This window comes from Streptomyces sp. NPDC048612 (genome assembly GCF_043199295.1).
Lineage (GTDB): Bacteria > Actinomycetota > Actinomycetes > Streptomycetales > Streptomycetaceae > Streptomyces.
This window is the reverse complement of sequence record NZ_JBICVV010000012.1, coordinates 117,702-136,393: the sequence shown is the minus strand read 5'-3', so window position 1 is coordinate 136,393 and position 18,692 is coordinate 117,702. Positions and strand designations below refer to the sequence as shown.

19 protein-coding genes are annotated in these 18,692 nt (G+C 70.7%); 14 read left to right on the top strand and 5 right to left on the bottom strand.

The features are described from left to right. The first annotated feature begins 24 nt into the window (after positions 1 to 24). The 6 genes from ACGFN2_RS20185 (at position 25) to ACGFN2_RS20160 (ending at position 5,122) form a co-directional block, all read left to right on the top strand. Positions 25 to 432 carry an ArsR/SmtB family transcription factor gene (locus tag ACGFN2_RS20185; protein WP_393362230.1) on the top strand — a complete coding sequence of 136 codons (408 nt, stop codon included), beginning with the start codon at positions 25 to 27 and terminating at the stop codon, positions 430 to 432. Further along, the gene (gene arsB / locus ACGFN2_RS20180) at positions 429 to 1,559 is read left to right on the top strand and encodes an ACR3 family arsenite efflux transporter (protein WP_393362227.1); all 1,131 of its coding nucleotides are present in this window, start codon (positions 429 to 431) and stop codon (positions 1,557 to 1,559) included. The genes ACGFN2_RS20185 and arsB overlap by 4 nt, the downstream gene beginning before the upstream one ends. Continuing rightward, a complete protein-coding gene (locus ACGFN2_RS20175) occupies positions 1,552 to 2,010 on the top strand; it encodes an arsenate reductase ArsC (protein ID WP_393362224.1) in 459 nt (152 codons plus the stop codon). The genes arsB and ACGFN2_RS20175 overlap by 8 nt, the downstream gene beginning before the upstream one ends. A gap of 389 nt (positions 2,011 to 2,399) precedes the next feature. Next, the gene (locus ACGFN2_RS20170) at positions 2,400 to 3,680 is read left to right on the top strand and encodes a molybdopterin-dependent oxidoreductase (RefSeq protein WP_393362436.1); all 1,281 of its coding nucleotides are present in this window, start codon (positions 2,400 to 2,402) and stop codon (positions 3,678 to 3,680) included. Continuing rightward, on the top strand, positions 3,677 to 4,195 hold the full coding sequence (locus ACGFN2_RS20165; RefSeq protein ID WP_393362221.1) for a hypothetical protein: 519 nt from the start codon (positions 3,677 to 3,679) through the stop codon (positions 4,193 to 4,195). The genes ACGFN2_RS20170 and ACGFN2_RS20165 overlap by 4 nt, the downstream gene beginning before the upstream one ends. 213 nt (positions 4,196 to 4,408) lie before the next feature. Continuing rightward, a complete protein-coding gene (locus ACGFN2_RS20160) occupies positions 4,409 to 5,122 on the top strand; it encodes a methyltransferase domain-containing protein (RefSeq protein WP_393362218.1) in 714 nt (237 codons plus the stop codon). A gap of 70 nt (positions 5,123 to 5,192) precedes the next feature. On the opposite strand, the gene ACGFN2_RS20155 is transcribed toward ACGFN2_RS20160, so the two are convergent. Further along, the gene (locus ACGFN2_RS20155; protein ID WP_393362215.1) at positions 5,193 to 6,566 is read right to left on the bottom strand and encodes a hypothetical protein; all 1,374 of its coding nucleotides are present in this window, start codon (positions 6,564 to 6,566) and stop codon (positions 5,193 to 5,195) included. A 364-nt stretch (positions 6,567 to 6,930) separates the two neighbouring features. Here ACGFN2_RS20155 and ACGFN2_RS20150 point away from each other — a divergent pair, with 364 nt between their 5' ends. From ACGFN2_RS20150 to ACGFN2_RS20130, 5 genes are all read left to right on the top strand, one after another. Further along, positions 6,931 to 7,983 (top strand): NAD-dependent epimerase/dehydratase family protein, encoded by a 1,053-nt coding sequence (locus ACGFN2_RS20150; RefSeq protein WP_393362213.1) that lies wholly within the window; start codon positions 6,931 to 6,933, stop codon positions 7,981 to 7,983. A 182-nt stretch (positions 7,984 to 8,165) separates the two neighbouring features. Beyond that, positions 8,166 to 8,894, top strand: a complete 729-nt coding sequence (locus ACGFN2_RS20145; protein WP_393362210.1) for a glycosyltransferase family 2 protein — start codon at positions 8,166 to 8,168, stop codon at positions 8,892 to 8,894. Beyond that, positions 8,891 to 9,535 (top strand): DUF2064 domain-containing protein, encoded by a 645-nt coding sequence (locus tag ACGFN2_RS20140; protein WP_393362207.1) that lies wholly within the window; start codon positions 8,891 to 8,893, stop codon positions 9,533 to 9,535. The genes ACGFN2_RS20145 and ACGFN2_RS20140 overlap by 4 nt, the downstream gene beginning before the upstream one ends. Positions 9,536 to 9,747: 212 nt before the next feature. Next, positions 9,748 to 11,325: a molybdopterin-dependent oxidoreductase gene (locus ACGFN2_RS20135; protein WP_393362204.1), complete on the top strand. Its 1,578-nt coding sequence runs from the start codon at positions 9,748 to 9,750 to the stop codon at positions 11,323 to 11,325. Between the two features lie 63 nt (positions 11,326 to 11,388). Beyond that, complete coding sequence (locus tag ACGFN2_RS20130; protein ID WP_362602124.1) at positions 11,389 to 12,048, top strand: fasciclin domain-containing protein; 660 nt, start codon at positions 11,389 to 11,391, stop codon at positions 12,046 to 12,048. Positions 12,049 to 12,163: 115 nt separating this feature from the next. On the opposite strand, the gene ACGFN2_RS20125 is transcribed toward ACGFN2_RS20130, so the two are convergent. The 4 genes from ACGFN2_RS20125 to ACGFN2_RS20110 form a co-directional block, all read right to left on the bottom strand. After that, positions 12,164 to 13,225 (bottom strand): helix-turn-helix domain-containing protein, encoded by a 1,062-nt coding sequence (locus ACGFN2_RS20125; RefSeq protein ID WP_362602127.1) that lies wholly within the window; start codon positions 13,223 to 13,225, stop codon positions 12,164 to 12,166. 147 nt (positions 13,226 to 13,372) lie between these two features. Then, a complete protein-coding gene (locus tag ACGFN2_RS20120; protein WP_393362200.1) occupies positions 13,373 to 14,812 on the bottom strand; it encodes a flotillin family protein in 1,440 nt (479 codons plus the stop codon). Between the two features lie 153 nt (positions 14,813 to 14,965). Beyond that, positions 14,966 to 15,475, bottom strand: a complete 510-nt coding sequence (locus tag ACGFN2_RS20115) for a hypothetical protein (RefSeq protein ID WP_393362197.1) — start codon at positions 15,473 to 15,475, stop codon at positions 14,966 to 14,968. 125 nt (positions 15,476 to 15,600) lie between these two features. Next, a complete protein-coding gene (locus ACGFN2_RS20110; RefSeq protein WP_393362433.1) occupies positions 15,601 to 15,933 on the bottom strand; it encodes a DUF4142 domain-containing protein in 333 nt (110 codons plus the stop codon). A 386-nt stretch (positions 15,934 to 16,319) separates the two neighbouring features. On the opposite strand from ACGFN2_RS20110, the gene ACGFN2_RS20105 reads away from it, so the two are divergent. From ACGFN2_RS20105 to ACGFN2_RS20095, 3 genes are all read left to right on the top strand, one after another. After that, positions 16,320 to 16,844 carry a hypothetical protein gene (locus tag ACGFN2_RS20105; RefSeq protein WP_393362194.1) on the top strand — a complete coding sequence of 175 codons (525 nt, stop codon included), beginning with the start codon at positions 16,320 to 16,322 and terminating at the stop codon, positions 16,842 to 16,844. Positions 16,845 to 17,066: 222 nt separating this feature from the next. Next, the gene (locus ACGFN2_RS20100; RefSeq protein WP_362602138.1) at positions 17,067 to 17,591 is read left to right on the top strand and encodes a MarR family transcriptional regulator; all 525 of its coding nucleotides are present in this window, start codon (positions 17,067 to 17,069) and stop codon (positions 17,589 to 17,591) included. Between the two features lie 85 nt (positions 17,592 to 17,676). Beyond that, entirely contained in the window at positions 17,677 to 18,675 is a 999-nt protein-coding gene (locus ACGFN2_RS20095) for an L-threonylcarbamoyladenylate synthase (RefSeq protein WP_393362191.1), read from the top strand. Positions 18,676 to 18,692 lie beyond the last annotated feature (17 nt).

Here is an 18,692-nt window from a genome sequence, read left to right as displayed (position 1 = left end):
ATAGATGACTGTCAACATAGAGGGATGTCGAAACAAGAGCTTGTGGTGCTCGGTCAGGGCGACGAGGCGGGTGCGTGCTGCCCGGGGCTGTTGACCGCGCCCCTCGATGAGGGCCAGGCCGAAGAGCTGGCGAAGGTGTTCAAGGCACTGGGCGACCCGGTGCGGCTGCGCCTGCTGTCGATGATCGCCTCGCGCGCCGGCGGCGAGGTCTGCGTCTGCGATCTGACCCCGGCGTTCGACCTGTCGCAGCCGACGATCTCGCATCACCTCAAGCTGCTTCGGCAGGCCGGTCTCATCGACTGTGAGCGGCGCGGTACGTGGGTCTACTACTGGCTGCTGCCCGAGATGACCGACCGCCTCGCGGGCATCCTGACACGCCCCGCAGGCGAGCCGCTGCCCGTCTCCGCGGAGGCTGCCGAGGCGACCGCGTGACCGCCGCACCTGACACGGCGGTCGCCGGTCGCCTGTCGTTCCTCGACCGGTACCTCGCCGTGTGGATTCTCGCCGCGATGGCCGCCGGTCTCGGCCTCGGGCGCATCGTTCCCGGCCTCGGGGACGCCCTCGCCGAAGTCACCGTCACCGGGGTATCGCTGCCGATCGCGCTCGGCCTGCTCGTGATGATGTACCCGGTCCTCGCCAAGGTGCGTTACGACCGGCTCGACACCGTCACCCGCGACCGCCGTCTGCTGCTGCCCTCGCTCCTGCTGAACTGGATCGTCGGCCCGGCGCTGATGTTCGCGCTGGCGTGGCTGCTCCTGCCGGACCTTCCCGAGTACCGCACGGGCCTGATCATCGTCGGGCTGGCCCGCTGCATCGCCATGGTGATCATCTGGAACGACCTCGCGTGCGGCGACCGCGAGGCCGCCGCCGTCCTGGTCGCTCTGAACTCGGTGTTCCAGGTGATCGCATTCGCGGCGCTCGGCTGGTTCTACCTGTCCGTGCTGCCCGGGTGGCTCGGCCTTGAGCAGTCCGGCGGGTTGGGGTCTCCCCTGTTCGAGCGGAGCCGAGAGCTTGGGGACGTGTCCGTAGGGGAGATCGCCCGCAGCGTGCTGATCTTCCTCGGCATCCCGCTCGCCGCCGGCTACCTCACCCGCCGGATCGGAGAAAAGATCAAGGGGCGTACCTGGTACGAGTCCAAGCTGATCCCGCGCATCGGCCCGTTCGCCCTGTACGGCCTGCTCTTCACGATCGTCGTTCTCTTCGCGCTGCAAGGCGACGCGATCACCTCGCAGCCGCTCGACGTCGCCCGCATCGCCCTGCCGCTGCTCGTGTACTTCGCTCTCATGTGGGCCGGTTCCATGGCACTGGGGCGCTCCGTCGGCCTCGACTACCCCCGCGCGACGACGCTCGCGTTCACCGCCGCCGGCAACAACTTCGAGCTGGCCATCGCGGTAGCCATCGCCACGTTCGGCGCCACCTCCGGACAGGCCCTCGCCGGTGTCGTCGGCCCACTCATCGAGGTGCCGGTACTGATCGGCCTCGTCTACGTCGCGCTCTACGCCCGGCGCTTCTTCACCACCCGCACGCCCCTGGCAGAGGAAGACCCCGCGCATGCCTGACGCCCCCCTGCCCTCCGTCCTCTTCGTCTGCGTCCACAACGCCGGCCGCTCACAGATGGCCGCCGCGTTCCTCACCCACCTTGCAGGCGACCGGGTCCAGGTGCGGTCCGCCGGTTCCGCCCCCGCCGACGCCGTGAACCCGTCCGCCGTGGCAGCGATGGCCGAGGTGGGCATCGACATCTCGGCCGAGGCGCCGAAGGTGCTCACCATCGAAGCCGTGCAGGCGTCCGACGTCGTCATCACGATGGGCTGCGGTGACACCTGCCCCGTCTTCCCCGGAAAGCGGTACCTCGACTGGCAGTTGCCCGACCCCGCCGGACAGGGCGTCGAGGCCGTCCGCCCCCTCCGCGACGACATCGAGAAGCGAATTCGCGAACTGCTGGAGCAGCTCGCCCCTGAGGGGCAGGCGCGCGCTCGGCCTTCCGGCACGGACCGGGTGCGCGACGCCTGAACCGCCCCAGCCAACAAACCAGGCCCAGGTCTCCGACCTGGTCCTCAACTCCTCTGCGCGTCGGGAGTCCGTCTGGGCTGCGGTGAGGTCGGTGTGAGGCCGAATGAGTTCCGCAATGTGCGGCAAAGGGTGATTTGCGCATCGAGCTGCATACGGTGGGTCCTGGGCGGCGATCATGTCGCACCGGCCACCGTGAGGGGATCGATGTGGAGGGCAGCGACCGTGAGGGCGAGCCTCGTCGTGCCAGGCCGCAGCGACAGCCTGACAAGGCGACGGACAGCAGCCCGCCACCGCGAGGGAGTTCCGCACGTCGACGGGCCACCGGCGCCTCCCCCCTCACCGAAAGGGCTGCCACGCCCCGTCCCGGTCGTCGCCGGCGCCTTGCCGCACTGCTGAACACTCCGCCGCCGGGCCCCACACGGCCGGGCTTCTGGCGCAGTCCGCTGCGGGGACCGTGGCTGACGTCGGTGTTCGGGCTGATCCTCCTGGTCGGCATCACGGTGCTGTTCGTGACCGGACTGCTGTCCTACGCCGCGTACAACCCGAACCTGGCACCGGGCAACGACAAGACGCCGGGCAAGGGCTGGCTCGGCTTCTATCTCTTCTCCTGGCCGACCAGCCCGTACTGGCTCTACCGCCTCACCCAGGGAATCCACGTGACGCTGGGCGTGGTGCTGATCCCGATCCTGCTGGCGAAGCTCTGGTCGGTCGTCCCCAAGCTGTTCACCTGGCCGCCGGTGCGTTCACCGAGCCATGCGCTGGAGCGGCTCTCGTTGGTGCTCCTCGTGGGCGGTGTGCTGTTCGAGTTCGTCACCGGTGTGCTCAACATCCAGCTCCACTACATCTTCCCCGGGTCCTTCTACACCCTGCACTTCTACGGCGCCTGGGTCTTCATCGGAGCCTTCGTCGTGCACATCGCCTTCCGGATTCCCACCATGGCAAGGGCGCTGCGAAGCCGTCGTTTCCGGAGCGTCCTGCGTACCCCCGCCGCCCGCACGACGCCCGAAGCGGCGGATGACACCGGCCTGGTGACGCCCCACCCCGCGCCGCCCACGATGTCGCGGCGGGGCGCGCTCGGTCTGGTGGGCGCCGGCTCGCTGGCACTGCTCGTCGTGACGGCCGGGCAGAGCATCGGCGGGGCCCTGCGCAAGACCGCGCTGCTGGCACCGCACGGGCAGGAGCCAGGAAAGGGCCCCAATGGCTTTCAGATCAACAAGACCGCGGCGGAGGTGGGTATCCGTGCCCGCGACATCGGGCCCGACTGGCGCCTGGTCGTTCGCGGCCCCGGCCGGGAGCGGATCTTCACCCGCGGGCAGGTGCTGGCGCTGCCGCAGTACACGGCAGCCCTGCCGATCGCCTGCGTGGAGGGCTGGTCCACCGACGACCAGCTCTGGAGCGGGGTACGGCTCTCCGACCTGGCTGCCCTGGTCGGACAGCGGCAGAGCCCGCCGGGCGTGTTCGTCGAGTCCGCCCAGCGCGGCGGAGCCTTCAGCTCCACCCACCTGCGCGACAACCAGGTGCGTGACCCCAGGTCACTGCTCGCCCTGCGGGTCAATGGCGCGGACCTCTCCCCGGACCACGGCTATCCGGCGCGGATCATCGTCCCGGCCAACCCCGGTGTGCACAACACCAAATGGGTCACACGCCTCACCTTCGGAGCAGCACAGTGAAGGGCTTCCGCACCCGCTACGGCGCATCACCGCTGCACCTCTTGCTCGTGCTGTGTTCCTTCGCGCTGGCCGGCTATGCGGGACTGCGGTTGCTGAACGGAGACACGCTCGGCGTCGTCCTCTGGTTCGTGGGCGCCGCCCTCCTGCACGACGTGGTCTTCCTCCCCCTCTACACCGTCACCGACCGAGTGGTGCAATGGGCCTTCCGGCGCGGACGGGACGCGACGGACAGCTCGCACGCGCTGACAGGCCGGATCAACTACCTCCGCGTGCCTGTCTTCGTGGCCCTCCTGCTGCTCCTCGTCTGGTATCCGCTCATCCTGAACCGGGTCCCGGGCTTCACCTCGTACACCGGCCTGCCGGCCGAGGTGTTCTGGGGCCGCTGGCTGCTGATCACGGCTGCCCTCTTCGCAGCCTCCGCGGTGTGTTTGCTGGTCGCCATGTGGCGTGCGCGTGCGCCCCGGCCACGAGCGCACAAAGCCCCTCCGAAGGCGCCCGGCCGGCACCAGGCGTAACCAAGGCCACCAGTTCCGAGAAAGGGTCGGCAGGGAAATCCCGATGCCCCGCGCACCTGAACGCACCACACCGGCGGTCCTGGGCCGGGCAACCCGCCCCGGGCTTCCGGTCCGTCGGCCTGACCGCAGCCTGCTGTGGGACGTCCTGATGCCCACGGATACCACCGGCGCCACCCCGCGCGACCGGCTCCGCGCGGCGAAGGCACCTGCCCGGTGAGCACCGAAGAGCATGCGCCAGAGCTGCCGCCGGGCTCCGGGCCCCTGCACGAGGACCCGTATGCGCACGCCTTGCGGGACGGCCGGGGCCCCCTCTACATGCGCCGTATGGACGGCGGTGTGCTGTCGTCCGAGGTGGACCGCTGGTGCGCTGCTCCGGACCCCGCCGACATGAGCGTCCTGCGGCGGTGCAAAGGGGCGGTCCTCGACATCGGCTGTGGACCGGGGCGCTTGGTCAGCGCTCTCCGGGCGCTCGGCCACCTCGTGCTCGGCATCGACATCAACCGTGCCGCCGTCGCGCGGACCGCCGACACCGGAGGCGCGGCGCTGTGCCGATCCGTCTTCGAGCGGCTTCCCGGTGAGGGGCTCTGGAATACGGCGCTGCTCATGGACGGCAACATCGGGATCGGCGGCGACCCGCCGGCCTTGCTGGAGCGCATCGGGAGCCTGGTGACTCCTCGTGGAAGCCTGCTGCTGGTGGAGGCGGCCGCTGAGGACGTCGACGAACGGTTGCGTGTGCGGTTCGATGACGGCCGTGGCCGCCTGGGAGTGCCCTTCCCCTGGGCCCGTGTCGGCGTTGCCGCGCTGCGTCGCACGGCAGCGGTCACCGGGTGGCGGCCGGGCGGACACTGGTCGGTCGGCGACCGCCACTTCCTCGAACTGAAGCGGTCGGCCGGCTCCGGCCCGGCACACACACGGCATCAAGACTGAGGGAAGGTACGGCAGCGGATGCCGCGTTGCTGGATGGCGGCTCCCGGTACGGACCCAGGCCGTGCCGCCGTCACCAGCCGGTCAGCAACAGATGGTTGACGAGGAGGGCGAGGACGGCCTGGGCGGCCAGCCACCCGGCATGAGCCCGGCGTGGCAGCAGCGCGCAGGCGGGGAGCAGCCAGACCGCGAAGGTCAGCCAGATCCGTTCGGTCTCTGCCTTGCTCATTCCGGACAGATCCGCGAGCAGCATCATGCACAACGCCGCGGCGACCAGCACCGACAGTGCACCACGCCCAGCCGGTGACCTACGCCGCATCCCCCGCACGGCCGGCCGCAGAGGTCCGGCGGCTCGGCACAGACCCGCGACCGTCGCCAGGCCCACTGTCAGCACCTGAGCGGCCAGGTTGGCCCAGACGAAGTAGCCGTACGGGCGCACCTTGGCGGCACCCTGGTAATAGCGCTCGACGAGGGCCGTGTAGCCGTCGAGCCACCAGAACCCGGCGGCGGTGAAGGCCGCCACCCACGGCAGCACTCCCAGGATCACCAGCGGGAGGGGACGGGCCGACCGGGCGAGGAGGAGGACGGCGGCACCGAGTACGACGAGGACCGTCAGGCCGTAGGAGAGGTACCAGGCAAGCCCCATGAGCAGACCGGCACCCACAGCAGCGAGGCCGGGCATACGTGTGGTGCGGGTGGCCGCCAGCGAGAGCAGTGCCACCGCACAGGACGAGACACCGGCGAAATAGCCGTCGGCGCTGGCACCGATCCACACCGCCGCCGGGGCCAGCACCAGGAACGGGGCCGCCCGCCGGGCCAGTTGCTCACCACACAGCGCCCGCACGGTCACCACGACCGCGGCCGCGAACGACGACCCGACGGTGATGCACCAGGCTGCCGCCCAGGCGCCACCACTCAACCCGATACGGTCCAGGCCGACGAACGTCAGCAGTGCGCCGGGCGGGTGGCCGGCCACATGCGCCGGCCAGATGTGGGGCGAGCCGACCAGGATGTGGTGCGTGAAGTCCCGCAGGAAAGCGGGCACATCGTGCACGCGGTCGACCGCCCGCAGGTACTCCAGACTGCTGGTCAGCCGCCCGGCGACGCCACGCTCCCCACCGTCCACGAGCGCCAGCGACCACGTCCATGCCATTGCCGCGCCCCAGACGGCCGGCACCAGCGCCCGCCACGACAGACGCCGCGCAGTCGGCGGGCCGTAGACCACCACCAGCGCGGCGACGGCGAGAGCCGCCGGCGTCCCCGGGCCGGCATGCGGCAGCCACCACGCATACAGCGGAGGCCACCCCAGCCGCAGAATCCCCTCCGAACCGTAGACGGTCCTGTTGAGGAGTCGTCCGATGACCACCGCCAGCACGAACAGCACGACCGCGGCCACCACCGCCCACACATCGCGTCGGCACTCCCGCTTCTGCGCACTCTTCGCCACCGCGTCACCCTGAGCCGGGACGGCTGACCGTTCGCTGACCTTACGGTTCGACACAGCGGATCACATCGTTCGCGGTATGGGCGGCTCGGTCCGGCCGGCGGTGTGCCGCTCATCGTGATGGCCCGGCGGCCGGGCCGGCGGCAGCGGCACGGTCGGTCGCCGACGACCACCCCGACAGCCGAACAGGCCGTTGCGGCGCGAGCCGGTGGGCTTCAGCAGACCGCGGACCGCGGGGGCTTCGGCCTGCTGACGGTGGCGGCCGCATCGCCCGGCTCGGCCCAGCTTGCTGCGGGAGGCTGACGCATTCCCGGTGTTCCGGCGCCGTTCGGCCGCCGGGCGGGCCCGTGGCCGTACGGTCGGTGGCATGTTGGTCCTGGTCACCGGAGGTGCGGGCTTCATCGGTTCGCACGTCGTCACCGCCCTCACCGGCGCCGGGCACGGCGTGCGCGTGCTCGACGCGCTGTTGCCCGCCGCGCACCGCACGTCCCCGCCGATCCCCGACGGGGTGGACTGGAGACATGCGGACGTCCGCGACCCGGAGGCTGTGGCCGAGGCCCTGCGGGGGGTCGACGCCGTCTGTCATCAGGCGGCGATGGTCGGGCTCGGCAAGGATTTCGCCGACGCCCCCGCCTACGTGGGCTGCAACGACCTGGGCACCGCGGTGCTGCTGGCCGGTATGGCCGGGGCCAGGGTGCGGCGTCTGGTGCTGGCGAGTTCGATGGTGGTCTACGGAGAAGGGCGCTACGAGTGCCCGGAGCACGGTGTCGTACGGCCGGGGCCGCGCACGGTGGCCGACTTGGAGGCGGGACGCTTCGAACCACCCTGCCCGAGGTGTGGTGAGCCGCTCGTGCCCGGCCTGGTGGCCGAGGACGCCCCGCTCGATCCGCGCAACGTCTATGCCGCCACCAAGCTCGCGCAGGAGCACCTTGCCTTCGCGTGGGCGCGTGCCGTCGGCGGGCGGGTGGCCGCGTTGCGCTACCACAACGTGTACGGGCCCGGGATGCCGCGTGACACCCCGTACGCCGGCGTCGCCGCGCTGTTCCGGTCCGCGCTGGAGCGCGGTGCGGCACCGCGGGTGTTCGAGGACGGTGGCCAGCGGCGGGACTTCGTCCATGTCAGGGACGTGTCCCGGGCCAACCTCGCGGCCCTGGACGGTCTGCCCGGTCTGCCGGAGGGGACCACGCAGGCGTACAACGTCGGCAGCGGCGAGCCGCACACGGTGGGGGAGATGGCCGCCGCCCTGGCAGCGGCGCACGGTGGGCGGACGCCGGTTGTCACGGGGGAGTACCGGCTCGGCGACGTCCGCCACATCACCGCCTCCTCGCGCAGGCTGCGGGACGAACTGGGCTGGAAGCCGGAGGTCGCGTTTGCCGAGGGAATGGCGGAGTTCGCGACGGCCTCGCTACGAACCGGCTGACGTTCCCTCCGGCCCGGAATTCCGGCCCCGACGCACACGAAGGGCCGGCCCCCTCCCGTACGGATTCAGCGCCACCGAGTCTCGCACCGCCAGTCGGCATTCGGCGGAAGCAGCAGAGGGTGTCAGCGATCCGCAAATTCCCTTTTGCTCCCTATGAATCCTTTCTCCATAGAGTGAGCGGCATGACCGAGACATCCCCTTCTTCGGCTTCTCCTGTGGACGTGGTGCTGCCCTGTCTCGACGAGGCCGAGGCCCTGCCGTGGGTGCTGGGCCGAATCCCCTCGGGCTGGCGCGCGATCGTCGTCGACAACGGCTCCGTCGACAACTCGGCGGACATCGCCCGCGCCCTCGGGGCGCATGTCGTCCACGAGCCGCAGCGCGGCTTCGGCGCCGCCTGCCACACCGGCCTGACCGCCGCCACCGCCGACGTCGTCTGCTTCTGCGACTGCGACGCCTCCCTCGATCCCGCACTTCTGCCCGCTGTCGGCGGGCCCGTCCTCGACGGTTCCACCGACCTCGTACTGGGCCGCCGCAGGCCCGTCACACGCCGCTCCTGGCCACTGCACGCCCGCCTGGCCAACCTGGAACTGGCCCGTCTGATCCGCCGGCGTACCGGACTGCGGCTGCACGACCTGGGCCCGATGCGCGCCGCCCGCCGCCAGGCCCTGCTCGCTCTGGACCTGACCGACCGACGCTCCGGCTACCCGCTCCAGATGGTGGTCCGTGCCGCCGACGCAGGCTGGCGGGTGGCGGAGACGGATGTGCCGTATTACCCGCGCACGGGCCGCTCCAAGGTCACCGGTACCTGGCGGGGCACCTGGCAGGCGGTACGGGATATGCGGGCCGTCCTCGCCGAGCGGCCCGTCACCGGCCCGGTGTCCGCGGCGACCACCCCAGGAACCGGGCGGTGAGCGCCCGGCTCACGGACACGCTGCTGGTCATCGCCAAAGAACCGGTGGCGGGGCGGGTCAAGACGCGGCTCACCCCGCCCTACACGCCCCAGGAGGCGGCCGCTCTGGCCGAGGCAGCCCTTGCCGACACCCTGCACACGGTGCTCAGGGCCCGCGTCCGGCGCCGAATCCTGGTTCTCGACGGTGTTCCCGGCCCCTGGATGCCGGCCGGATTCGACATCGTGTCCCAGGGCGCCGGTGGCCTGGACGAGCGGATCGCGGCCGCCTTCGGCCACTGTGACCGTGGACCGGCCCTCCTGGTCGGGATGGATACCCCCCAACTGACCACGGACCTCCTTGCGCAGGTCGGCCGGGACGGCGCCGATGCCTGGTTCGGACCGGCCGCGGACGGCGGATTCTGGGCGCTGGGTTTCGCCGACCCGGCACGCGCCGCAGCCCTTGTACGAGGCGTGCCGATGTCCACCGACCGCACGGGGGCGATCCAGCGGCGCCGACTCGCCGAAGCGGGGCTGAGCGTGAGCGACCTGCCGGTGCTGCGCGATGTGGACACCGCCGCCGACGCCGTCGAGGTCGCCGCCTGCTGCCCGCCCGGCTCGCGCTTCACCACCACCCTGAACTCGCTGGCGGGGGCCGGGCGGTGAGCGGCACGGCAAGCGGCAACGACCCGGGCCCTTGCCGAGTGGACAACGCAGACCGCGGCCCGAAGGTGTCCGCAGACCGTGGTGGTACGGCCGAGGGGCGGGCCGTGGCGGCCGGCCGGCGGGGCTGCCGTGAAGTGTCTCGTCTCGTCAGGGCCGGGAAATCTCTGGCGAAGTAGACCAATCCGCCCGCGCGGGGGCTCCGAATCCCGGGCATGAGTACGCGACAGAGGACCCTTCTGCACGCGGCCCCGGGTGCGCTGAGCGGCCTGGTCGCCGGGTACGCGGCGCTTGCCGTGGCGGAGTTGGCCGCTGTCGCAGTGAGGCCGGAGGCCGGCCCGGTCACGGCGGTGGGCGGCGCGGCCATCGACCGTACGCCCGCGGTGGTCAAGGACTGGGCGATCCGGAACTTCGGAACCGACGACAAGCTGGTCCTGCAACTGGGCATCCTCGTCGTGCTCGCGGTCTTCGCGATGGCGCTCGGCGTGCTGGCGCAGCGGCTGCGGAGGGTGGCTTCGGCGGGCGTCCTCCTCTTCGGGGCGGTGGGCGCCTGGGCGGCCACGGGACGTCCCGACTCGCCCGGGGCGCTGGATGCGGTCCCTTCTGTGGTGGGGGCCCTGGTCGCGGCGGCGGTGCTCTATCTGCTGGCCGGGTGCCCGGCTGCGTCCGGCCGGCCATGGAAGGCGCCCTCGACGGCCTCGGGGATGGACCGCCGTGGCTTTGTCGTCGGTGTGGCCGGGGTGGCTGCGGCTTCCACGGGCATCGGGTTCCTCGGCTTGCGGCTGAATGCCGCCGGCACCAAGCAGGCCGCGGCGTCCCGGGCCACGGTGACGCTTCCCCCGCCCGACTCGGCCGCGCCGAAGCTGCCGCGCGGGGCGGATCTCAAGCTGCCGGGGCTGAGCCCGTTCACCACGGCCAACCGCGACTTCTATCGCGTCGACACGGCACTGACCGTGCCGCGCGTGGACGTCGGTACGTGGAAGCTGCGCATCCATGGCAAGGGGGTCACCCGGCCGCTGACGGTTGACTTCCAGGAGCTGCTGGCCAGGCCGCTGATCGAACGCGACATCACCATGACCTGCGTGTCCAACGAGGTCGGTGGCTCCTACGTCGGGACCGCCCGCTGGCTCGGTGTCAGGCTCGCCCAGCTGCTGCGTGAGGCCGGCGTGCGGCCCCCGTCGAAGGGCGGCCCCGCCGATCAACTCCTCGCCCGCTCCGTCGACGGCATGACGATCGGCACCCCGGTCGAGACGGTCATGGACGGACGGGACGCCTTGCTGGCCGTCGGGATGAACGGTGAGCCGCTGCCCTTCGAGCACGGCTTCCCCGTCCGCATGCTCGTCCCCGGGCTGTTCGGCTACGTCTCCGCGTGCAAGTGGCTCCAGGACATCGAGCTGACCACGTTCGATGCGTACGACGCGTACTGGGTCAAGCGCGACTGGGCAGCCAGGGCGCCCATCAAGACCGAGTCCCGGATCGACACCCCGAAGCCGTTCGCGAGCCTCACAGCCGGCACGGTGGCCGTGGCCGGGGTCGCCTGGGCCCAGCACAAGGGCATCGACGGTGTCGAGGTCCGTGTCGACGGTGGTGACTGGCAGCGGGCCGAACTGGCTGCCGAGGGCCCGGTCGACACCTGGCGGCAGTGGTGGTGGCGGTGGCCTGCGAAGTCCGGCACCCACACGCTCGAAGTCCGTGCCACCGACCGCACCGGCTACACCCAGACCGACAAGCGCGCCCGCCCCGTCCCCGACGGCGCCTCCGGCTGGCACTCGGTGGTGGTCACCGTGACCTGACACCCCCACCACAGACCACGCGCACCTCAGACAGACAACACCCTCTACATCGGGAGAACTTCCGTGAACGCTCTGCGTATCCGCCGTACCGTCCTTGCCGTCACCGCCGCCGCTGTGCTGCCGGTCGCCCTGGCCGCCTGCTCCGGCGACAAGGAAGCAGGGAACAAGGACAAGAACTCCGACATGTCCTCGTCCTCGGCCAAGCCGTCCAAGGACAGCGCTGCCGACGGCGGGATGAACGCCATGGCCAAGCCGTTCGGGCCGGCCTGTTCCGCCGTGCCCAAGGACGGCAAGGGCAGCTTCGACGGCATGGCCAAGGACCCCGTCGCCACCGCTGCCTCCCACAACCCCGCGCTGTCCACCCTGGTAAGCGCCGTCAAGAAGGCCGGTCTGGTCGACACCCTCAACAGCGCCAAGGACATCACCGTCTTCGCGCCGACCAACGACGCGTTCAACAAGATCCCCAAGGCTCAGCTGGACAAGGTCCTCGCCGACAAGGACATGCTGACCAAGATCCTCACCGGCCACGTCGTCGGGCAGAAGGCCGCGCCCAAGCAGCTCGCGGACGGCTCCTTCGACACGCTGGCGAAGAGCAAGCTGACCACGGCCGGTTCCGGGGAGTCCTACACGGTCGACGACTCCGCCAAGGTCGTCTGCGGCAACGTCCAGACCGCCAACGCCACCGTCTACATCATCGACAGCGTCCTGCTGCCGAAGCAGTAACCGGCACCCGCGGTGGCCCGGGCACCCGGGCCACCGCGGTGGGCGCCTGGTGTTACTACGGACTCAAGGCATGGTCGTCCCTCTTCGGCCGCAGCAAGGCCGGCGAACTCACCTACTACAGCTCCTTCGCCGGCCAGTCGAGCAGACGGGCGCCGATGACGGCGGTGTGCAGGGTGTAGCGGTGCACGGGGTCGGCCGGGTTGGAGCCGGTGAGCTGGTGAATGCGGCCCAGGCGATAGGTCAGTGCCCGGACGCTCAAAGACAGGCGCCGGGCGGCTTCCGCCGAGACACATCCCGAGTCGAAGTACGCGGTCAGCGTCTCCATCAGCGGTTCGGCGCCGCCGCGGGCCTGCCGGAGCGGGCCGAGGGCGCTGCGGACGAGGTCCGCCATGGCCTCGCGGTCCCGGGTGAGGACGGGGTAGACGAGAAGATCGGCGGCATAGAGGACCGGGTCGTCGAGGTTCATGCGCTCTGCCAGTCCGAGGGCGTTCAGGGCCTCTTGGTAGGACTGGACGACGCCGCCGGCGCCGGGGTGGGTGCGGCCTACCGCGACCCGGCCTCCGTCCGTGGCCGCGTGGGCCTGCTTGGCGAAGGAGGTCAGGACGTCCGTCTGGTCCCCGGGCGCGATGCAGATCAGGCGCCCGTCCTTGGTGGTGAGCAGTATCTGGCGGTCGCCGAAGCGCCCCAGGAGGGCGAGTTCCACGCGGCGTGCGACCGGGTCGGCCTCGGAGTAGGCGGCGGTGCCCTCGGCCACGGCGACGGCGTGAGCGTGGGAGAAGCGCAGGCCGAAGCGTTCGGCACGTTCGGCCAGACGCCCCAGGTCGGCGCTGCCGTGGAGCAGGTCGTCGATGAATTCGCGCCGTTCGGCCTCTTCTTGGCGTACGGCGAGGTGCTGCGCGCGCTCGAAGCCTTCGGCGAGCGCATCGACGACCTGTGCGACGGCGGCGAGGGCACTGTCGGCGTGCGCCGACGCGTGACGTGGCCAGGCGGCGCGGGTGACCGTGAGGTGACCGTTGATCAGGGAGCGCAGGCTGTGGCCCGCCTCGGCCGCCTGCTCGCCGGCCGTGCGCCGCGAGGCGAGTTCGTCACGGTTCAAGAGGCGCCCGGTCCGTGCCACTTCGTCGAGGGTCCGGTCGTATCCGTCCAGGAACTCCTCGGGTATCTCCCGCCGTGCCACTCGTCCCACCCCTTGGCCTATTGCTTGCGCTTTCTTAACACACGGGGCCGGAGAGGCTCGGCGCCGATGCGGAGACCGGCGGGGAGACAGGCAGGAGCCCGCCGACAGCAATCTGTCGGCGGGCTCCTGCCTTCCCCTGTTGGATGGTTAGTCGGTGATCGGGATCTGCCCGTTGGCGGCGGCCCGCTCAGGCACCGATGCCTCTGCCTTCGCGGTCCCACCGCGCTGAGTGACGCCCTTGAGCATCTCGGCGAAGTCGACGCCCGTGGTGGAGCTGAGCAACTCCATTCCCTGGGCGACGTTGTCGGCGACCGTACGGGACAGCCGGCCGGCGCCGTCCGTCGAGATCACGGTCATCTTGTCCACGGCGCTGAGCGGTTCGGACGCCTTGGCGACGACCTGCGGCAGCGCCTCGACCAGCATCTGGAGCATGGCCGCATCGCCGTACTGCGCGAACGCGTCGGCCTTCCTCTGCATCGCTTCGGCCTCCGCCGAGCCCTTCGCCGCGATCGCCGCCGCGTCGGCCTCGCCCTCGATCCGCACCGCCTCGGCGAGCGCCGCACGGTGCAGCTTCTCGCCCTCACCGGTCAGCCGGGCACGCTGGGCCTCCGCCTCGGCCTCCTTGACCCGGGCGACGCGCCGGGCCTCGGCCTCCTGCTCGGCCTGGTAGCGGGCGGCGTCGGCGGGCTTGCGGACCTTGGTGTCCAGTTCCCGGTCGGTCAGTGCGGCCTGCCGCTCGGCGACCTTCTCCTGCTCGGAGAGGACCTCCTGCTGACGTGCGGCTTCGGCGAGCGGACCCGCGGCATTGGCTTGGGCAGCCGCGGCCTCGGTCTCGACGCGGATCTCCGCCTGCTTCAGGTTGAACGTCCGCTCGGCGATGGCGATCTCCTCGGCCGCCTTCAGCCGGGCCTGCTCCGAAGCGCGCTTCGCGTTCGCCTCGGCGATGTCGGCCTCCTGGCGGGCGCGGGCGGCCTCCGGCCGGCCCAGGTCCTCCAGATAGGAGCCCTCGGTGGTGATGTCCTGGATCTGGAACGCGTCCAGAATCAGGCCCTGCCCGGACAGGCTCGCCTCGGCCTCCTCCGCGACCTGCCCGGCGAAAGCGGCCCGGTCGCGGATGATGTCCTCGACCGACATCCGGCCGACGATGGCCCGCAGCGCTCCGGAGAGCACTTCCTGGGTGAAGCCGACGATGCCGTCCTGCTGCTGCAGGAAGCGCTGCGCCGCGGCCCGGATCGCATCCTCGCTGCCGCCGACCTTCACGATCGCGACGCCTTCGAGGTTGGCCTTCACGCCGCGCAGGGTGACGGCACCCCGGACGGCGACCGGGATGTGCCGGCTCGACAGGTCCAGCGAGAACTTCTGCTGGACGAACGGGACCACGAAGACGCCGCCACCGACCACGACCTTCTGGCCGCTGTTGTCGATGCTGACCTGCCCGGTCTCCGGGTCGATGGACTTCTTGCCCCGCCGTCCGGTGATGAGGAACGCCTCATTGGGCCCCGCGACCTTGTAGCGGGTGATGACGACGAGGGCGAGCAGGACGAGGAGTACGACGACTCCCACGACGGCGGCAATGACTGGACTCATAGCGGAGATCCCCCCTGCCTTCCCAGGGGTCGGCAGATCGAGTGGTGGTGTGTGTTCGGTGGTCTGATGTGGGTGGTCCGGGTTCGGTGGTGGGAGACGGCTCCGGCCACCCGTCGAGGAGGGAGTGGCCTGCGAGGAGAAGGTGTCGGTCGGTCAGCGCTCGACGGGCCGGACGGCCACCGAGGTGGACGAGAGCGGCGCCTCCACCCAGACCTCAGCCCCTCGGGCCACGGGAACCGCGCTCTTGGCCGCCAGCTTCACGGGATGGCCCCCGAGACGAATCAGCACTTCCCCGTACCCGTCGGCGGGAATGGCGGTCACCACCGATCCCGCCGTGCCGATCAGGTCCTCCTGGCGCGGAGTCGCATCAGTCTGATCGCGCATCAGCACCCGGCTGAACTTCCATGCGAGCCAGCCGGCGGCGGCCCCGGCGAACACGCCGATTCCCGCGGCGGCACCCGGACCGAGGCCGGTGCCGCCCAGCAGAATCGCGCCGCTGAAACCGAACATCGACAGGAATCCTGCGATCACCGGAAGCGACAGCAGACCGTCGAAGAGCCCGTCCAGAGCCCCTCCGAAGGTCCCTTCGAGGACACCGTCAAAGACCAGCGAGAGCACGAGCAGCACGATGCCTGCAATGCCGAGGCCAAGAAACCAGGTCACCTTGAACGCCCTCCCCCGTTCCCTCAAATCGCTTGAACGGGAAGGATCGTCGCACGCACGACCGGTGCGGCACATTGCCGGTTTCCGGCAATCTTTACGCGTCTTTAATGCCGCCTCGTATCACGTCACCGGCTGCCGCTGCCCGGCCAGAGGATCACCTTCGGCATCGGCGGCCAGGTCCTGGGCAAGTCAGTGCGTGGCCCCGCCCGGACCAGGCCGGTGTCCTCCAGGACGTCCATGTGGTCCTGGACGGTGTTGTTGGTCTGGGTGGCCGGTCGCCGGATCAGGGTGTTCTTGGTGGTGGCGCGGACCTCGCCGATGGTGATGAAGATCTTGCCGTGGGAGGCGCGGAGCAGGTCGACGAAGAGCTGGTCGAACTCCTTCCCCCGGGCCTTCTCCAACTGGCTCACCCCGCCCTGCTGTTCGGCGGTGGCCCGGTCGGGGATGGGGACGCTCAGCGCCTCGGAGTCCTGGCGATGGCGGGCGGCGCCACGCTGACCTTTGCATTAGGCAAAGAAGCGGATTGAGGCAACGATGCTCACACCAGCCGACAGGCGAGGCTCATGGGCTACTATCCCGTTCCTTCGCGCCGCCTTCTGACCTTGTCCGTGCCGGGGGGCCTGGCCGGAGGCTTCAGAGGGCGTTTCGCGGGGTTGATGCCTCCTTTTCGTCGTGTGGCTCGGGTGAGGTCTTGCGGGTATGGGCTTCGGGCGTCGTAGTTGTGCGGTGCGGTTGAGGATGTGGCGCGGGATGACGGGGCTTCCGGCGTGGTGACCGCAGATGTGGAGCCGGGGGAGCGGAGCCGGCCGGAGGGGGCGGGCGAACACACGACCGACGGGGGATCATGACGGAGTATCTGGGGCCACTGGAACTGGTCGGGGACCGCTGGATCATCGGGGACCCTAAGCGGGAGGGCGGCTCGTGCCTGGTCCTCACCGCCGAGGGCATGGAGCAGCATGAGCCCGGAGCGCCGGAACCCCTGGCCGTCGTCCCGTGGTCCAAGTTCGTGGAGCTGGATATCCGAGCCACCTATCAGGCGTGGCACGCCACTCGCACCATGGGCGTGCTGGGCGTTCTCGGCGGCCACATGGAGACCGGCCGCAGTGGCTGTTCCGTGGGTGGACTCCTTCGCCACCCGTACGAGCCCTGGTCGGTGAACTACACCCATCACGAGCGCCCCTACACAGGCAACCACGTCTACGTGGTGAAAGCCCTGTTCCGGAGGACGTCCGAAGTGAGGGCATTGCACCGCCTGGGTGACCCGGAGTGGTTGGGGGCGGCTGTCACCCGGCTGGCGCCGTTGTCTGCCTGGTGGGCCCCCTCGCTGAATCGCCAGGTGAGGGAGATCATCGAGGACCTCAGCGCCTGAGTCGGTTCGGTGAGATCGGCCGCGAGGGCCGGGGCCACAGTCGCCGCCGGGGCGTTCGGCGAGCACTTCGGCCACGGATCGGGCGGTAAGCGTGCCCAGGTAGCGCCCTTGGGTGTCCGGGACCGGCAGTGCTCCGTGAACGGTCGGACCAACTGGTCTCCTGCTTCCTCGGGTCTTGAGGGTGATGGCGCCGCTGTTGCCGCCGGACGGTAGAAAGGGGGCATGGCCGAGAGCGGAGCCCCCATGAGGGGCGTGGACGACGTGGATGCCGTAACCCGAGCGGTGCTCACGGCGTCGAGGCTGCTGGTCGCGGTCTCCGCGCGGTCACTCGGTGAGGTCGAGGAGCGGGTGACGCTTCCCCAGTTCCGGATGCTGGTGGTGCTCGCCACGCGAGGGACCACCAAGCTGGTCGCGCTCGCCGAACTGCTCCAGGTCGCTCCCTCGACCGCCATGCGCATGGTGGACCGGCTCATCGTGGCCGGTCTGGCGGACCGTCAGGCCAACCCCGGAAACCGGCGCGAGACCCTGCTCCAGCTCACCGACGAGGGGCGGCGCACCGTTGAGGACGTCACCGCCCGCCGCCGCGCGGAGATCAGCACCATCGTCGAACGTCTCGCTCCTGCGCAGCGTTCCGCGCTCATCGACGCGCTCACCGCCTTCAACGACGCGGGAGGCGAACCGCCTGCGGATGCCTTGGAGCCGCATCCCCTGGGATGGGCCGACACCGTGCCGGAGCGCCGAAGCTGAGGCATGTGACGCGACCGTGTCCGTGGACCGTCGGGAGCGGGCAGGTGGCCCGCAGCCTGTTGGGTCAAGTGGGAGGATTGCGAGGGTGACGGTACGAACCAGTGACATTGAGAAAGCGGCAGGCGTGCTGCGTGCCGGAGGTCTGGTAGCTCTCCCGACCGAGACCGTCTACGGTCTGGGCGCCGACGCCGAGAATGCCGCCGCGGTCGCGCGTATTTTCCAGGTCAAGGGGCGTCCGCCCGCCCATCCGCTGATCGTTCACATCGGGGCCGCGGAGCAGCTGGACGAGTGGGTCGAGGACGTCCCGGAGGCGGCGCGTCTGCTGGCCGAACGTTTCTGGCCGGGGCCGCTCACGCTGGTCCTGCGGCGTGGTCGCCGGGTTCCCCTCGAAGCGACGGGGGGCCTGGAGACGGTGGCGGTACGGGTGCCCGACCACCCGGTCGCGCTCGCGCTGCTGTCGGCCTTCGGAGGTGGTGTCACGGCCCCGTCCGCCAACCGTTTCGGCTCGGTCAGCCCCACAACGGCAGGCCACGTGGGTGCCGAACTCGGCGAGGCGGTCGACTTTGTACTGGACGGCGGGCCCTGCGAGGTCGGTGTGGAGTCGACGATCGTCGATGTCACGGGCGATGTCCCGAGCATCCTTCGGCCCGGTGGGGTGACGCGTGAGGACCTCGAAGCGGTGCTGGGGCGCCCGGTGGCGGTCCCTGCGGCGAGCCGCGTGCGAGTGCCGGGTCAGCATCCGTCGCACTATGCGCCGCGGGCGAGGGTCGTTCTCGTCGAGCCCGAGAGGGTTGTCGCCGAAGCGGAACTCGCGCAGGAGTTCGGGCACCAGGTGGGCGTCTTCCTTCCCCCGTCCGTCGCCGACACACCGGTGAAAGCGCACGCCGTAGTGGCAGTCCCCACCTCGATGGGCGCCTACGCGCGCGGGCTGTACGGGTTCCTGCGCGAACTCGACCAGCGCGGATGCGATCTCATCGTCGCCTCCCTGCCGGCGGAGGAGGGACTGGGACTGGCGATCGCCAACCGGCTCCGCCGCGCCGCCGGGCCCCGGTCCTCCTCCGCCACCGGCCTCCAGGAGCCCTGAAGGCCGGGCGGGCGGCG

Coding starts and splice junctions, on each gene's coding strand:
- ACGFN2_RS20185 (WP_393362230.1), top strand. CDS start 25: ATGTCGAAACAAGAGCTTGTGGTGCTCGGTCAGGGCGACGAGGCGGGT.
- ACGFN2_RS20175 (WP_393362224.1), top strand. CDS start 1,552: ATGCCTGACGCCCCCCTGCCCTCCGTCCTCTTCGTCTGCGTCCACAAC.
- ACGFN2_RS20150 (WP_393362213.1), top strand. CDS start 6,931: ATGTTGGTCCTGGTCACCGGAGGTGCGGGCTTCATCGGTTCGCACGTC.
- ACGFN2_RS20145 (WP_393362210.1), top strand. CDS start 8,166: ATGACCGAGACATCCCCTTCTTCGGCTTCTCCTGTGGACGTGGTGCTG.
- ACGFN2_RS20135 (WP_393362204.1), top strand. CDS start 9,748: ATGAGTACGCGACAGAGGACCCTTCTGCACGCGGCCCCGGGTGCGCTG.
- ACGFN2_RS20120 (WP_393362200.1), bottom strand. CDS start 14,812: ATGAGTCCAGTCATTGCCGCCGTCGTGGGAGTCGTCGTACTCCTCGTC.
- ACGFN2_RS20105 (WP_393362194.1), top strand. CDS start 16,320: ATGACGGAGTATCTGGGGCCACTGGAACTGGTCGGGGACCGCTGGATC.
- ACGFN2_RS20100 (WP_362602138.1), top strand. CDS start 17,067: ATGGCCGAGAGCGGAGCCCCCATGAGGGGCGTGGACGACGTGGATGCC.